Source organism: Pseudorhizobium marinum, from assembly GCF_000705355.1.
Classification (GTDB): Bacteria; Pseudomonadota; Alphaproteobacteria; order Rhizobiales; family Rhizobiaceae; genus Neorhizobium; species Neorhizobium pelagicum.
The window spans coordinates 22,415-36,807 of the sequence record NZ_JMQK01000027.1 but is presented as its reverse complement, the minus strand read 5'-3'; the positions used below and the strand labels follow the sequence as shown (position 1 = coordinate 36,807).

Annotated in this window: 14 protein-coding genes; 8 read left to right on the top strand and 6 right to left on the bottom strand. The window is 59.3% G+C overall.

Going from position 1 to position 14,393, the window contains the following annotated elements:
• The first annotated feature begins 111 nt into the window (after positions 1–111).
• From EO99_RS0122620 to EO99_RS27010, 4 genes are all read left to right on the top strand, one after another.
• Positions 112–1,020, top strand: a complete 909-nt coding sequence (locus EO99_RS0122620) for a LysR family transcriptional regulator (RefSeq protein ID WP_029620842.1) — start codon at positions 112–114, stop codon at positions 1,018–1,020.
• Between the two features lie 21 nt (positions 1,021–1,041).
• Complete coding sequence (locus EO99_RS0122615; protein ID WP_029620841.1) at positions 1,042–2,163, top strand: HPP family protein; 1,122 nt, start codon at positions 1,042–1,044, stop codon at positions 2,161–2,163.
• A gap of 92 nt (positions 2,164–2,255) precedes the next feature.
• Positions 2,256–3,425, top strand: a complete 1,170-nt coding sequence (gene metB, locus EO99_RS0122610; RefSeq protein ID WP_029620840.1) for a cystathionine gamma-synthase — start codon at positions 2,256–2,258, stop codon at positions 3,423–3,425.
• Positions 3,426–3,458: 33 nt separating this feature from the next.
• Positions 3,459–3,563 carry a carbonic anhydrase gene (locus tag EO99_RS27010; RefSeq protein ID WP_081852169.1) on the top strand — a complete coding sequence of 35 codons (105 nt, stop codon included), beginning with the start codon at positions 3,459–3,461 and terminating at the stop codon, positions 3,561–3,563.
• A 298-nt stretch (positions 3,564–3,861) separates the two neighbouring features.
• Here EO99_RS27010 and EO99_RS0122605 read toward each other — a convergent pair whose 3' ends face one another.
• Entirely contained in the window at positions 3,862–4,431 is a 570-nt protein-coding gene (locus tag EO99_RS0122605; protein ID WP_029620839.1) for a UbiX family flavin prenyltransferase, read from the bottom strand.
• Positions 4,428–5,933 (bottom strand): UbiD family decarboxylase, encoded by a 1,506-nt coding sequence (locus EO99_RS0122600; RefSeq protein WP_029620838.1) that lies wholly within the window; start codon positions 5,931–5,933, stop codon positions 4,428–4,430. Before EO99_RS0122600 ends, EO99_RS0122605 begins: the two co-directional genes overlap by 4 nt.
• Before the next feature lie 106 nt (positions 5,934–6,039).
• On the opposite strand from EO99_RS0122600, the gene ubiT reads away from it, so the two are divergent.
• From ubiT to ubiV, 3 genes are read left to right on the top strand one after another with little or no spacing between them, the layout of a single operon-like run.
• A complete protein-coding gene (gene ubiT, locus EO99_RS0122595) occupies positions 6,040–6,534 on the top strand; it encodes a ubiquinone anaerobic biosynthesis accessory factor UbiT (RefSeq protein ID WP_029620837.1) in 495 nt (164 codons plus the stop codon).
• Complete coding sequence (gene ubiU / locus EO99_RS0122590; RefSeq protein WP_029620836.1) at positions 6,535–7,512, top strand: ubiquinone anaerobic biosynthesis protein UbiU; 978 nt, start codon at positions 6,535–6,537, stop codon at positions 7,510–7,512.
• Positions 7,509–8,432, top strand: coding sequence for a ubiquinone anaerobic biosynthesis protein UbiV (gene ubiV, locus EO99_RS0122585; RefSeq protein WP_029620835.1), 924 nt, complete (start codon positions 7,509–7,511; stop codon positions 8,430–8,432). Before ubiU ends, ubiV begins: the two co-directional genes overlap by 4 nt.
• A gap of 141 nt (positions 8,433–8,573) precedes the next feature.
• On the opposite strand, the gene EO99_RS26030 is transcribed toward ubiV, so the two are convergent.
• The 3 genes from EO99_RS26030 to hemN all read right to left on the bottom strand — a co-directional run bounded on the left by EO99_RS26030 (position 8,574) and on the right by hemN (position 12,266).
• Positions 8,574–9,620: an NnrS family protein gene (locus EO99_RS26030; RefSeq protein WP_268871318.1), complete on the bottom strand. Its 1,047-nt coding sequence runs from the start codon at positions 9,618–9,620 to the stop codon at positions 8,574–8,576.
• Positions 9,621–10,591: 971 nt separating this feature from the next.
• Positions 10,592–10,852: a DUF6522 family protein gene (locus tag EO99_RS0122575; protein ID WP_029620834.1), complete on the bottom strand. Its 261-nt coding sequence runs from the start codon at positions 10,850–10,852 to the stop codon at positions 10,592–10,594.
• A 61-nt stretch (positions 10,853–10,913) separates the two neighbouring features.
• Positions 10,914–12,266: an oxygen-independent coproporphyrinogen III oxidase gene (gene hemN, locus EO99_RS0122570; protein ID WP_029620833.1), complete on the bottom strand. Its 1,353-nt coding sequence runs from the start codon at positions 12,264–12,266 to the stop codon at positions 10,914–10,916.
• Positions 12,267–12,717: 451 nt separating this feature from the next.
• Between hemN and EO99_RS0122565 the strand changes: the two genes are divergently transcribed.
• Entirely contained in the window at positions 12,718–13,101 is a 384-nt protein-coding gene (locus tag EO99_RS0122565; RefSeq protein WP_029620832.1) for a DUF983 domain-containing protein, read from the top strand.
• A gap of 138 nt (positions 13,102–13,239) precedes the next feature.
• On the opposite strand, the gene EO99_RS0122560 is transcribed toward EO99_RS0122565, so the two are convergent.
• Entirely contained in the window at positions 13,240–14,334 is a 1,095-nt protein-coding gene (locus tag EO99_RS0122560) for a 5-methyltetrahydropteroyltriglutamate--homocysteine S-methyltransferase (protein WP_029620831.1), read from the bottom strand.
• Positions 14,335–14,393 lie beyond the last annotated feature (59 nt).

Here is a 14,393-nt window from a genome sequence, read left to right as displayed (position 1 = left end):
TCTGTTCCTTTTTTTACGCCGACTTTCGAACACGGGCCTCCCACCAGCCCTTGAGAATTGGATCGAATAAGGAATAATAATGCCTGTTCGTTCCTGATGCGAGAACATAATTTGGATCCGACATTTCTAGAGATCTTTTTAGCCGTTGCGGAACAGGGCAGCGTGACACGTGCCGCCCGTCAGCTAGGGCGGGCGCCGTCGAATGTTTCGACCCGCATCCAGAATTTGGAAGAAGAGCTCGGAGCAAGCCTCTTCAGTCGAGAGGGCAAGAGAATGAACCTGACCCGGGAGGGTGGGCTGTTTCTGCCTTACGCCAAAAGACTGACGGCGCTGGCAAGAGAGGCACGGCTTGCCGTGAAGCCGTTCGCAGAGGCGGGTATCCTGAGAGTGGGAACCATGGAAAGCACAGCTGCCAGCAGGCTGCCTCCAGTTCTCAGGCGGCTCTCTGAAAGCCACCCGGGTGCGCATCTGCCACTGACCATTGCCGCCACTCGTGAGCTGATCGTTTCCGTCTTATCGGACGAGCTCGATTGCGCCTTCGTCGCCAAGCCGCCTGCGGAGATGCAACCGGAGTGGTATAGCACCAATAATCTTGGCGGCCTTTGTGCGACAACGGCGTACGAAGAGCGCCTTCTTCTCGTTTTGCCGGCGAGCCACCCGCCACTCCAGGGCCCGGGGGATGTCCAGGTGCACACCTTGGCGGCGCTGGAGCCGGGTTGCACCTACCGAAATGTGGCGGAGCGATGGCTTGGGCGGGGCGGTTACATTCGTACGTCGGAGATGAGCTCCTACCACTCAATTCTCGCGACCGTGCTTGGCGGCAATGCCATCGGGGTTGTCCCGGAGAGCGTATTGAACATGCTGAACTGGACCTCAGACGTTCGCACCCATGAAATCGCGTGCGTTGAAACGGTGCTGGTCAGAAAACCCGATTACGTCAGTGACCTCTTCACGGCATTCGAGCGGGTTGTTGTCTCGCAATCTTCAGGCGCTCCATCCGGTCACTCTCTTGAGCACTAGTTCCCAAGGCTGTTCATACTGATGCTGTTTTCCGATCCACCGAAGGCGTCTGGGCGCCGTCACAACTGGATGTTCCGGCCGATCCTCCTGGGAGCGACGCTGAGGGATCGGTTGCTCGGATGCCTCGGCGCCCTCACCGCCATCGCGTTGACTGGGATGCTCTCTGGCTTTCTGTTCAGCGACGCTTCTCATCTGCCTTTGCTCGTCGCACCGATGGGCGCCTCGGCGGTGCTGTTGTTTGCAGTTCCGGCCAGCCCGCTGGCGCAGCCCTGGCCCATCATCGGGGGGAACACAATCTCTGCGCTGGTGGGGGTGATCGCGGCCATGGTGATCGACGACCCGGTCCTGGCAACAGGGGCCGGCGTCTCCCTCGCCATTGCGGCCATGTCATTTACACGCTCCCTTCATCCTCCAGGAGGTGCAGCCGCACTGACTGCGGTGCTTGGGGGATCGGCGGTAACAAGTTGGGGCATTCTCTTCCCATTTGTGCCAGTCGCATTGAACTCCTGCATCTTGGTCGGGCTGGGCCTCCTTTTCCACAAGCTTTCCCGTCACAACTACCCGCATGTGGCAGTGCCAGTCGAAAATGCTCATCAAACCCGCGACCTGCCCTCTGATCACCGGCTGGGATTCGACGAAGTGGACATCGACGCCGCCTTGAAGAAAATGAACGAAGCCTTCGACATCGGTCGGGAAGATCTTAGCCGGTTGCTTCGGCAAGTGGAGCTGGAAGCGGTATCTCGCTCCAACAGCGAGGTCCGCTGCATAGATATCATGTCGAAGGACATCGTCTCCATCACAATAGACCGGACAGTCGATCAGGCGCAGTGGTTACTGATCAAGCATAACATCCGAACTCTTCCTGTCGTTGGAACGGATGGGCGGTTGGTGGGAACTGTCGGCCTGCGCGAGATTGCCACGAGAACAGGCACGCTGTCAGAGATCATGACCACTGCCATCACGGCCCAACCCCGGGAACCCGCGCTGAAACTGGCCTCTGCGTTGACGGACGGCCGCCATCACGCGGTCATCGTGGTCGACGAACTGGAACGGGTATTGGGACTTATTTCCCAGACGGATCTGCTCTCTGCTGCGATGAAACACCTTCCGGTACAACGGTCGGGCGATGGGAAGGCAGCTTGAGCAAAACAGAGTTCGGCCTCCACATCAGGGGTGAACTCCATTGATCGGAAGACGCCGCCACCAAGTGGCATCAAGCAAGAGGAGAGCGATCAATGTCGAAAACGAAGTCCCCGCGCACGGTCTCAGTATCTCAAGGAATCGCCCAAGACACGGCCTTCGGTGCGGTGACTCCCCCCGTCTATCTGTCCAGCACCTATACATTTGAAGATTTCGGGCGAGCGCGGCAACACGAGTATTCCCGAACAAGTAACCCGACGCGAGATCAGCTCGCCGAGACGCTTGCATCGCTGGAGGGAGGAGTCTTGGGAATTGTGACCGCATCGGGGATGTCGGCACTGGATCTGGCGCTTTCGATACTCCAGCCCCATGATCTGCTGCTGGCTCCTCACGACTGCTATGGCGGCAGCTACAGACTTATCCAGGGCAGAGCCGAGCGCGGCCACTTCAGGACCCTGTTCGTCGATCAGAACAACAGGACTGCCCTTAGGGAGGCATTTGCGCTCCGTCCCCGGCTGGTGCTTGTCGAAACGCCGTCAAACCCACTGATGCGAGTAGTGGACATTGCTGCCGTGGCCTCCATGGCGAAAAAAGCCGACGCGAAGCTGGCCGTCGACAACACATTTCTTTCACCGGCGCTGCAGAACCCTCTGCGCCTGGGCGCCGACTTCGTCATCCACTCAACCACGAAATATCTCAATGGTCATTCAGATGTCGTTGGCGGTGCATTGGTGACCGCTGATCGCGCGGATGGTGAAGAGCTGGCCGCCTGGGCCAGCCTCACCGGCATTACCGGCTCTCCCTTTGACGCCTATCTCACCCTTCGGGGGCTGCGGACTTTATTCCCTCGCATCGAAGCACAGCAGCGCTCTGCCACGGCCATTGCCGACCTGCTGGTTGCTCATCCCGCAGTACAAAAGGTGTTTTATCCCGGACTTGCCAGGGACCCCGGGCACGCCATCGCTTCCTCTCAGCAGAAGGGATTTGGAGCGATGCTAAGCTTTGAGGCAAACCTTGGCGAGGCAGGTCGTCGAACGTTCATCAGCTCCTTGAAACTATTCACGCTGGCGGAATCACTCGGCGGCGTAGAGAGTCTCATCGCTCACCCCGCCACCATGACGCATCTGGGCATGGGGCCGGCAGCCCGCGCTACCGCGGGAATATCCGATTCACTTCTCAGGCTGTCGGTGGGTTTAGAGGAAACTCAAGATCTCATTGACGACCTCTCCGAAGCCCTTGATGCGGGTCTGGCGCATGAGCGATAGGCGTCAGGCGTGTCACCATATAGGGTGTCCGTGATGAAGTACGCAGCGTACCAGCTCGGGGTGAGGCAAATCATCATCTGCGGGCACTATGGTTGTGGCGGCGTTCGCGCAGCAGTCGGGACGAAGGCGTTGGGCTAGTGAAGCCGGCTGTGGCGTGACGCATTATGGAACAGTGCGACTCGGAACGCTAAAACCAGCGCCCCGATATTCTGGCCGAGATTTTGGTTGCCATAGACTGTGCCGTCAAACGCGGTGTCTCACTCATTCGAGCCCACCTGTCGCTTGATACTGGACAACCACCTGGCCGCGCTGGTGCCGGCCCGGCCGTGACCCCAGTGTCCGCCGCAGTTTGGAATGAATATCGGGATTCCAGCGACATGTCGTATTCGACATGCCGCTTAGGCCTTTGGAAGAATGATACCACGGGGTGGTTTGCTCACCCCTGCCACTCCACGGCAAGCCGTGCGCTGGAGATTTGCAGGAGATCGACCGCTCTGGCAGCAAGGTGGGAAACGACTTCGTCTATTGACGTCGGTTTGCGATAGAAAGCTGGAACCGGCGGCATGACGATCGCGCCTATCTCCGTTACCGATACCATGTTGCGCAAGTGACCGAGATGGAGCGGCGTCTCACGGGCCAGAAGCACCAGACGGCGCCGCTCCTTGAGTTGGACATCGGCGGCCCGCAGCAGCAGATTGTCGGTGAGACCGGAGGCGATCGCCGCCAGCGATCGCATGGAACAAGGAGCCACGATCATGCCGGAGGTGTGGAACGAGCCGCTGGCAATTGAGGCGCCGATGTCGGCTTCCGCATGGAAGCAATCGGCATGGCCGATCAGTCGCCCCAGCGCTTCGGTTCCGGCTTCGTGCGCGATGGTGCGGCGTGCTGCGCTGGTTACGACGACGTGGAGCTCCACATCCTCCATGGCGGACAGGATTCTGCCGATCTCGAGCCCGATCAAGGCTCCAGATGCTCCCGAAATCCCAAGAATGACGCGATTTTTCATTCCGCCCAGCCAATGCCGAGTTCGGCCCAGAGCCGGTCAACGGTCGAACAAACCTCCGGCGTCATCTGAAGCACTCTCCCCCACTCCCGGTCGGTTTCCGGGCCAAGCTTGTTGGTCGCGTCAAGACCAAGCTTGCCGCCCAATCCCGCTTTCGGGGAGGCAAAATCCAGGTAGTCTATGGGTGTGCCGGTGAGGGTCACCATGTCGCGCGAGGCGTCGAAACGCGTCGACAGAGCCCAGACAACATCGCTCCAATTGCGAATATCGACGTCCGGATCGACGACGATAATCAGTTTTGTATAGCTGAATTGCGGCAGCATCGACCACAGCCCCAGCATGACACGCCGGGCCTGGCCCGGATAACGCTTGTCAATCGCGACGACAATGGCACGATAGGAACAGGCTTCGGGTGGCAGCCACAGATCGACGATCTCGGGAAACTGGCGCTTTGCCAGCGGCACGAACAGATCGTTCATCGCCTCTCCCAGAACCGACGGTTCGTCGGGTGGACGGCCGGTGTAGGTCGACAGATAGATCGGGCTCCGGCACATGGTCATGGCACTGAGCGTCATCACCGGAAACGGCTCGACGGAATTGTAGTATCCGGTGTGATCGCCATAGGGGCCTTCGGGGGCGTTCTCAGAAGCCGAGACGGTCCCTTCAAGCACAATTTCGGCGGTTGCCGGGATGTCGATAGGCTGGGTCAGCGCGCGAACGACACGACTTCGCCTTCGCCGCAAGACACCCGCGATGGCAAGCTCGCTCATTGTCTCCGGCAGCGGCATGACTGCAGACAGGATCGTCTGAGGATCGGCACCGATGACGACGGCGATCGGCATGTCTTTGCCCAGCGCCTGCCACTGGCGATGGTGCCGAGCCGCACCTCTATGGGCAAGCCAGCGTGTAATCAAGCGATCGCGACCAAGGACCTGCAGCCGATAGACCCCGACATTCACGTCGTTGGAATCGACTGGCGAACAGGTAATGACCAAAGGCCATGTCACGAGAGGTGCCGGTTCCCCGGGCCAGCACCACTGGATCGGCAACCGAGCAAGATCGATGTCCTCTCCTCGCAGGACGACGTCCTGGCACGGCGCCCACGACACACGCCGACATCCCAGCGACAGTGCAGCCTGCAGCAGGGGCAATTGCCTCATTGCATCGCCCAAAGACGCGGGCGGCCTCGGCTCCTTTAGATCGGCAAGGAGGTTGGCAAGGCTGCCGATCTGGCCGGACCCGATGCCAAAACCCAATTCTATGCGCGCGCGCGTGCCCAAGAGGTTCGCGACTAGCGGCATGCCGGCAGCCGACCCGTCGGGAGCAACCGGATGTTCAAAAAGCAGTGCCGGCCCGCCCTGCTCGATCACCCGTCGATGAACCTCGGTAATCTCGTGCACCAGGCTGACGGGGCGTTTGATGCGGACAAGTTGGCCCCTCTGTTCGAGTTCGTGAAGAAAGGCTTGAAGGCCACCGTAGCGACGAGGCGGTACTTTGTCGGTCATGGTTTGCATATGGCGGCCGAGATCGTCCGCGTCTTTGCGCTGGCGCAATCAGCATCGGTGTTGGCGCGACTAGTCTCCACCTCCCGATACCGATGAAAACACCAGAATGCGATTGACATCCCTGCTCGCCATGCCGCTCGACGCCTTGCCGATCATCCCGGTACAACACGTCACACAACGCCTGTTCCAGCGCCTGCTTGAAGCCCATCCCGACCTGTTTGATCGTCTGGGCGAGTACCGCGGTTGCCGGTTCTCGTTCACGCCAACGGACCTGCCCCTCATCTTCCTTGTCGAACCGGGAGGCCCAAGCCTTTCGCTCAAACGCAAGGGTGCTGTCGTCTCTGCGGATGCCGGTGTCGAGGCTCCTCTCGTCATGCTGCTGGCGCTGCTGGAGGGCCGTTGCGATGCAGATGCACTGTTTTTTTCCCGCGATCTTCAAGTCTCGGGCGATATGGAAGCAATCCTCGCCCTGCGCAACGCGCTCGATGACTGCGACATCGACCTGCCCAGGGATCTCGCGCAGCTCGGTGGCCCCCTCGCTCCACTGTGTGCAAAATTCGCGACAGAAGTTCGACGCAGGGCCCTGAAGGAGATGGCTTGAATGGAACTTATATGTCCTGCCGGTACGCCGGCCGCATTTCGACAGGCCGTCGATGCTGGCGCCGACGCCGTCTATTGCGGCTTTCGCGACGAGACAAATGCACGCAATTTCCCCGGCCTCAACTTTAGCCGCGAGGAATTGCGGGAGGCAATCGCGTATGGGAGACACAACGATTGCCAGACGTTCGTAGCGCTCAATACGTTCATGCGCGCCGGCGACGAGGAGATATGGTACAGCGCCGCATCCGACGCGGTAAATCTTGGTGCCGATGCCCTGATCCTCGCCGATTTCGGCCTGATGGCGCATGTCAGAGAGCGCTATCCCGAGCAGAGGCTGCATGTCTCGGTACAAGCCTCTGCTTCCAATCCGGAAGCCATCAATTTTCTGGTCGAGGCCTTCGACGCCAAACGGGTCGTGCTGCCACGCACCCTGACCATTGCCGATATCGCCCGGATCAAACGCAAAGTCTCGTGCGAAATCGAGATCTTTGTCTTCGGTGGGCTGTGTGTAATGGCGGAAGGACGGTGTTCGCTTTCGTCCTACGCGACGGGCAAATCACCAAACATGAACGGGGTTTGTTCTCCAGCCAGTCACGTGCGCTACCGCAAGGAGGGGACACTGATGTTGTCTGAGCTCGGAGAATTCACCATCAACAAGTTTGGCCCTGGTGAAGCCGCCGGCTATCCGACCCTCTGCAAGGGACGCTTCGACATCGGAGACGCCAGCGGCTACGCCTTCGAAGACCCGATCTCACTCGATGTGATGGGAGAGATCGAAGCCTTGAAGGCAGCTGGCGTTTCCGCTCTGAAAATCGAGGGACGACAGCGCGGCAAGGCCTATGTGGCAGAGGTCGTCTCAACGCTTCGAGAGGCGCTTTCCACCGAACCGGCGGCACGCGGTCCGCTCCTGGCGCGCCTGAAGGCCATGAGCGAAGGACAAAGGACGACAGCCGGCGCCTACGAGAAGCGGTGGAGATGACGATGACCGAATTGACGATGGGGCCGATCTACTATTTATGGGACGGGCCCAAATGGCGCGACTTCTATCTCCGTATCGCCGACGAGGCGCCGGTGGATCGCGTCGTGCTCGGCGAGACCGTCTGCTCAAAACGGCAGCATTTCATCGAGCCACACCTGGTTGAGGTCGTGGAACGACTGGAGCGCGCCGGCAAGACGGTGGTCTTTTCCTCCCTCGCGCTGGTGACATTGGAGCGCGAAAGTCGCATCATACGAGACCTCATTGACAACTCGGATCACCAAATCGAGGTGAATGATCTCTCCGCGATTGGCCTCATCAAGGGGCGCAGGCATCTGATCGGTCCACTCGTCAACGTTTACAACAGCGCCACGGCGCGGCTGCTTGCGCAAAGGGGAGCGGAGCGCATCTGCCTGCCGCCGGAATTGCCATTCACTTCGGTGTCGCAGATCGCGGCAGACGGGACCCCTGTGACCCTGGAGGTCTTTGGCTTCGGGCGAATTCCCTTGGCCATCTCTGCCCGTTGCGCCCATGCACGGTCGAAGGGAAAGACGAAGGACAATTGCCAGTTCGTCTGTGGCGAGGAGCCCGATGGCCTGTCGCTAAAGACCCTCGAGCGGCAGTCCTTTCTGGTCCTGAATGGAGTGCAGACCATGTCGCACACCTGTCAGGCTCTCTTGCTTGAGCTGGAGGAGATCCGCAATGCGGGCATCAGGTCTTTGCGCCTCTCCCCCCAGGACTGCGACATGGTCGGTATTGCGAAGATCTTTCGCGAGGCCCTGGACGGGCTCATCGATCCCCAATCTGCTCTCCATCAGCTGGGTGCCATCTATCCGATGGTGCCATTCTCCAACGGCTTTCACCATGCCAAAGAAGGCGCGGCCTGGATTGCGAGAGCAAAAAGCGCAGCGTTCGCTCGATAGCCTCCATGGAAGAACTGGAACGACGTGGCTGCCGACGCACACAATGACTATGGCAAAGCGGCAGCCATCCGAGCCGATTGCGCCTGAACTGGGTGCGTCGAGCACCAACGCCCTGCGGCGATCAAGCCGACGCCGACGCGGCTATGGCGTCGCGCCAAATCGGGCACTTAACACGGGACGCGGAACCTCGCCGCACAGGGCGTGGCGGAAGTTCCATAGGAACAGCACCCACCCTGTTATCCATAGCACTGTGGCGAGGTAAAGCATGAATGTCCCGCCCCAAGAGCCGCCGACAGACGCCCATAGCCGAACCGCTGCCGCGAGAAACACGAGCGCGAAGGCCAATGCCAGCACCGGCGACACGACCAATCTTGAGCCCTGCCGTGTCATTGCAGCCCGTCCCATAATGGCAATTAACATCGTCCCCATGGCTCCCATCGTCAATGCATGGAGGGCAGTCATCGTGCTCACATGACTGACCGACAATAAGGAGAACCCGACCAGCACGAAACCAAAGGACAACCAAAGCCAAGCCAGATGCAGTAGAAAGAGTGCGGGGTAGCGAAGGGTTTTCCAGCTGCGCCATCGCAGCATGCAGGAAAATTGCGCTAAACCCGATAGAACTGCCAATGATGCAGCGATCGCGTCTTTTTCAAACAGCATCGAAACGATCGCGACGATCAGCGCAGAAACAGCACCTTGCGATATCCAGCGGGTATCCGCGACAAAAGATCGAGACTGACTATGCTCGGCCCAATGGCGGCTGAAAGCCAAAATTGCGCGACCGCCGACAAGGCTGATGAGGAGCGCATAAAACAGCGGCATTGCGCGCATATGCGTCGCTTCGTAGGCTGACGCGGGCCCAGAGCTTGAAAGCAGCTCAAACGCTGCAAGGATTAATGGCGCGACCGCGAGTGGCAGTCTCCGCCAGGCCTTTGCCCTGGCGGCTTGCTGCGAAAGGAAGCTTCCCAGGGCAAGGAAGAAACAGCTTGTCGCGGCCAAAGTGACGGGCGAATGCGGCGCGCTCATAAAAGCGATCCGCCCGACGATCCACAGTGCAACCAGCAGGCGGGTTGTTCCGGGGGAGACCGCTCCATCGTGCGTCCAGGCGGGAAGAGCCGTCAGCAGGTAACCGCCCACTGCCGCCCCGCCCATGCCGAACAGCATTTCATGCCTATGCCAAGACAGCGGCTCTGGGCCAAGCCCCGGTGGAGCAAGCTAGGCCAATGGTACAATCGCGGCCCATAACCCCGCCAGCAAGAAGAAGGGGCGATGGGGCGCCAGCCACAACGGGTGGTGCTTGCGCCAGACCTGCAGCATCAACCGGCGTTGGCCATCTGCGCGGTCCACCAACTCCGGCCGGCACGTCATTTTTGACGCCGCCCAGCCGTTCCACCTTCTGTCCAAGCGGAAGCGGGAATACTGCGCAGCGGCGGCCGGGTTTGCGGTCGCATGTGACGAGATGATCGAGGACACTTAGAGCCATCGGTCCTGGCGCGACAGGCGGATCGCTCACGTGCCTTGAGCTCGGCGAGCAGTGCATCCGGCAAAGGCACGGTGCGCCGTACCGCGCCGTGAATTGGGATGTGCCGGACACGACAGAGATCGGCTCCTCTATGGCGAAACAGACAGGCTATGGGGTGCAGAACTGCTGGAGTTGACGCCATGGTACTGCAAGGGGAAATTGCCGGCATGACGAGCCCTTCAAAGGCGGAGTGGTTCGATCCTCATGCCGCTTATGCCGATAAGGGGGCCACGGTATTTGTGCTATAGCAAAGAAATGCCTATTCGGGCAGAAGGGCGGCTGGGGCTTGAAGTCATCGACGATCTCTGCAGAACGATGGGCTGCGTCCAGCGTGCCCCCGCCTTGACGATGGGCTGCTGGGTGGGAAACAATATTGCACCGCAACATTTGCACCGCCAGCTTCAGTCTTCCGGTTCTTTTCGTGCGGATGCGTTGCGGGGGGTTGAGAGATGTCGCCAGGTCACATCAACCGTGGTCAATCGATCTTCACCGCACCACCTCCTAATGCACGCCTGGTTCAGGCACAGGCTTCACGTCCCGTTTCAGACGGTGCGCGGGCCGGCTTCGTCGCCTCACCAGACATCTGGCATCACCATCGGTCGGAGTGACGGGCCGACGGTGGCGGCAGTGTCCTTCAGATCTTGTGACGAACGGTGGAGACCGTCTCTCTCCGCACGACATCTTCCGCGTCAACTACCGCGCGCCAGAGACGGTTGCCGATCCGTAGGCTAATGCGAAACGATCCCGCATCCTCACCCTCGCCGCGTTCGATGGTACTGGCGACGAGCTTTCGCTGTTGGAAGTCACGAAGGCTTTCGAGCGAGAGGTTGAACTTTTCGGCAATCTCAGTTGATTCCAGAAAAAAGTCGCCGTTTTGATCGCGCTCTATATTCATCGGCTGTTCCTCCATTGATTTGCGTATGGCATCTGCCGAGGCTCAACCAGCGTTCGGTCCATTAGGCGGCGGTGCTATAGGTCCTCGCGGAACCGGCAAGGTAGGCGTCGAAGGCGGCTGCAACGGCTCGAACCACGAACCGATGTTGGTGATCGACCCATACAACCGCGTCGATGCGGCGAACGAGGCCATCGCGCTCCAGAGCTTCCAATGCATTATTCCCCGTCAACAGATACTCGGGGTCAAAACCATGCGCTGCACTCAGCGCCCCGATGTCGGCTTTAAAATCGCACATCAACCGTTCTATGACATCGGCTCGCAGGCGATCTTCAGAAGTTAGACCATAGGTCTTCGAGGTCGGCAGTTCTCCGGCAGCAACCCGGTTGGCATAAAGGCCAGGTGGTACCTCGTTTTGATGATAGCCTTGCCCCAGCTTGCCGATTGCCGACGCTCCCAGGCCGATAAGCGTTTCGCAGGCATCCGTCGTATAACCCTGGAAATTGCGGTGCAGGTGACCCTCACGCTGGGCGATAGCCAGCTCGTCCTCAGGCAGCGCAAAATGGTCGAGACCAATCCGCTGATAGCCTGCCGCAACAAGTCTCTGTGCTATGGCCTCAGCCTGGGCATGACGTTCTCGCGCATTTGGGAGCGCGGACTCGTTGATCAGCCTCTGGTGCTTCTTGAAGCTCGGGATATGAGCATAGCCAAAGACCGAGAAGCGATCTGGACCCATCGCCACAGCTGTTTCGACTGTCTCGATGCACGACTCGACCGTCTGATATGGCAGGCCGTAGATCAGATCGAAGTTGATGGCGTTGACACCGTTCTGGCGCAATCCAGTGACGCACTCCGAGGTCGTTTCCGCGGATTGAATGCGGTTGATCGCCTTTTGCACCTTCGGGTCGAAGCTCTGGACACCAAGGCTTGCTCGGGTCACCCCAGATCGGCCAAGGGCGTCCATCATCTCTGGCTGCAGCCGGCGCGGATCGATCTCGACTGCGGTATTGACCCGGCTTGCGAACCCGAGCGTGCTGCGCAGAGCGTCCATCAAGGTGATAAACTCCCGAGGTTCAATGATTGTCGGGGTTCCACCGCCAAAGTGGATTTCGCCGACATTGAAGTCACCGCCCCTCTCCTTTGCGATCAGGTCAACCTCCCGATGCAGCATCTCCAGATAGTCTAGGATCGGTTTGTCCTTCTCGGTGATCGTGGTGTGGCATCCGCAGTACCAGCACATGGATCGGCAAAAAGGGATGTGGAGATAGAGCGAAGTCCTCTGGGTCGCCGGGATCGACCGAAGCCATCGGCCGTAGGTCCCAGGAATTATCTCAGGACTAAAATGCGGAGCCGTCGGGTAACTCGTGTAGCGAGGCAGGCGCGCCTCCCCGTACTTCTCTATCACTGACTGTTCCATTCCCGCGACCCTTTCATGCAGCACCTGCATACGCTAGCGGCCGACACAGTTTCTCTCTTTGCGCAATGTCAAGTTCACTGAAGAGAACACCTGCTTTGGCTGGACCTCGTGATGGAACACACCACTGCAGAGCAGATCCGCCCCAGGTTCCGGGCTGCAGGTGGTGACACAAGCCCGCACTGTTTTCCGAGCAAGAGTAGATCTTCCGTTATCTCAGCCCGCGACATAGGCGCTCCTGGGACCCGGCCTTCTTGATCCAAACAAGGAGAGACAACCATCGGGACGCTCACCGGAAGCTGAGCGCATGGCTCTTGAACGGCGAACGACGACACCTGAAGGCGTAAGACGTTGTTCGTCGTGCGGGGTGCGTCAATCACAACCATTTAAGTTGGGTGGTTTTCGCGTTAGCGTTCAGGAAACCGGTCAACAACCGGTTCGAAAGGAAACTAGCATGACAGTCTGGCCTCCCCTTCCCCCTATGCATACGGGCCTCCGCGGACGATGCCCTCGCTGCGGCCAGGGTCATATTTTCCAGGGTTTTTTGACCATTCGAGCCGCGTGCGAAGTCTGTGACCTCGACTATTCCTTTGCTGAACCTGCAGATGGGCCGGCCTTCTTCGTGATGACTTTCGCGTGTGTTCCCAGCGTTCTTCTCGCCGTGTGGCTGGAGGTTCAGTTCCAGCCCGCATGGTGGCTGCATCTGCTGATATCGCTACCCGTCATTCTGATCACCTGCATCCCCCCGCTGCGCCCCCTGAAGGGCTGGCTTGTCTCAAGCCAGTACTACCATAAGGCTGAGGAAGGGAAATGGGACCGGTCACCGCCGCACGGCTAAACCGTCGTCTTGTACCCAAGCAACAGGTTGTGAGTCCTGATTGGGCGTCGCCCCATCAACCCAAAGAGCGAAACCTCGGGTCGGCTTGGACGCCAGCCAAGTGCTGTGCGATCCTTTTTCCCGTCGACCAGTGCGCGCCTAAGGGGTTCCCCAGATTGAAACTGCCGTCTGCACCACCAGTTCCAGCTTCCGTTTCTGTTCGTCCTCTGTAAGCGCATTGCCGTGTTCTGTGGACGCAAACCCACATTGGGGAGCGATACCAAGTTGCTCCATATCGACATATTTTGACGCTTTATCAAACTGACGACGCAGGGAATCCATTTTCTCTAGCTTCCCTGTCTTCGTGGTGATGAAGCCCGCCATGACACGCTTGTCGCCTTTCGGCAGGAGCCTTAGCGGCTCAAGCCCTCCAGCACGATCCGTATCGTATTCCATGAAGTAGATATCGACACTGGTCTTGTTGAAAATTGCGTCGGCGGCTGCATCATAGCCCCCGGACGCGGCATGTGTGGAACGGAAATTGCCGCGACACATGTGCATTCCGATCATCATGTCATCAGGTCGTTCTTTGATCGCCTCGTTCAACATCCAGGCGTAGCGATCGATAAGCCAGTCGGGGTCTTGCCTCATCGACAGCCGTTGCGCCCGTTGCTGGGGATCTCCGAGATAGGCGAAGAAAATGTCGTCGAGCTGCAGATACCTGCAGCCGACGGCATAATAGGCTGCGACCGCCTGCCTGTAGGTGGCGGCAATGGCCTCAAACAATGCCTCCGGGTCCTGATATTCGGGAACGCGGACATCATCGGGATCTGTGCGAAAATGGATGCAGGACGGGCCTGGAATCGAGATCTTGGGGCAGACCGTCGTTCGCTCCTGCAAAAACGTGAAGTGCTCCAACATCGGGTGGTTGGCAGGGAACCCAAGCTTGCCGGTGATCACCGGATGGACAGGCGGTATTCTGGTGCCATGAAACTGCACACCCTCGCCCCGCACCTCCATCTCCATGCCGTCCAGCATGCCCATAAAGTCGAAGTGCCAGAACGCCCGACGGGCCTCGCCGTCGGTCACGACCTGCAGGCCCACATCTTCCTGCATCTTGATAAGGTTCGGAATTTCCGCGTCCTCGATGGCGCGCAAAGCTGCCGGGTCGGCATGTGCTGCACGGGCCTCGGCGATCGCGCGAGGACGGAGCAGACTGCCGACATGGTCGGCGCGGAAAGGTGGAGTTGGCATAAGTCCCTCATTTATAAGCTGTGAGAAAAAACATGAACAGGCCATGTTCTTTGTCCTAA

Bases quoted from the DNA above. Each gene is read 5' to 3' on its own strand.
- EO99_RS0122615 (WP_029620841.1), top strand. From the start codon at position 1,042: ATGCTGTTTTCCGATCCACCGAAGGCGTCTGGGCGCCGTCACAACTGG.
- metB (WP_029620840.1), top strand. From the start codon at position 2,256: ATGTCGAAAACGAAGTCCCCGCGCACGGTCTCAGTATCTCAAGGAATC.
- EO99_RS27010 (WP_081852169.1), top strand. From the start codon at position 3,459: ATGAAGTACGCAGCGTACCAGCTCGGGGTGAGGCAAATCATCATCTGC.
- EO99_RS0122605 (WP_029620839.1), bottom strand. From the start codon at position 4,431: ATGAAAAATCGCGTCATTCTTGGGATTTCGGGAGCATCTGGAGCCTTG.
- EO99_RS0122600 (WP_029620838.1), bottom strand. From the start codon at position 5,933: ATGACCGACAAAGTACCGCCTCGTCGCTACGGTGGCCTTCAAGCCTTT.
- ubiT (WP_029620837.1), top strand. From the start codon at position 6,040: ATGCGATTGACATCCCTGCTCGCCATGCCGCTCGACGCCTTGCCGATC.
- ubiU (WP_029620836.1), top strand. From the start codon at position 6,535: ATGGAACTTATATGTCCTGCCGGTACGCCGGCCGCATTTCGACAGGCC.
- ubiV (WP_029620835.1), top strand. From the start codon at position 7,509: ATGACGATGACCGAATTGACGATGGGGCCGATCTACTATTTATGGGAC.
- EO99_RS0122575 (WP_029620834.1), bottom strand. From the start codon at position 10,852: ATGAATATAGAGCGCGATCAAAACGGCGACTTTTTTCTGGAATCAACT.
- hemN (WP_029620833.1), bottom strand. From the start codon at position 12,266: ATGGAACAGTCAGTGATAGAGAAGTACGGGGAGGCGCGCCTGCCTCGC.
- EO99_RS0122565 (WP_029620832.1), top strand. From the start codon at position 12,718: ATGACAGTCTGGCCTCCCCTTCCCCCTATGCATACGGGCCTCCGCGGA.
- EO99_RS0122560 (WP_029620831.1), bottom strand. From the start codon at position 14,334: ATGCCAACTCCACCTTTCCGCGCCGACCATGTCGGCAGTCTGCTCCGT.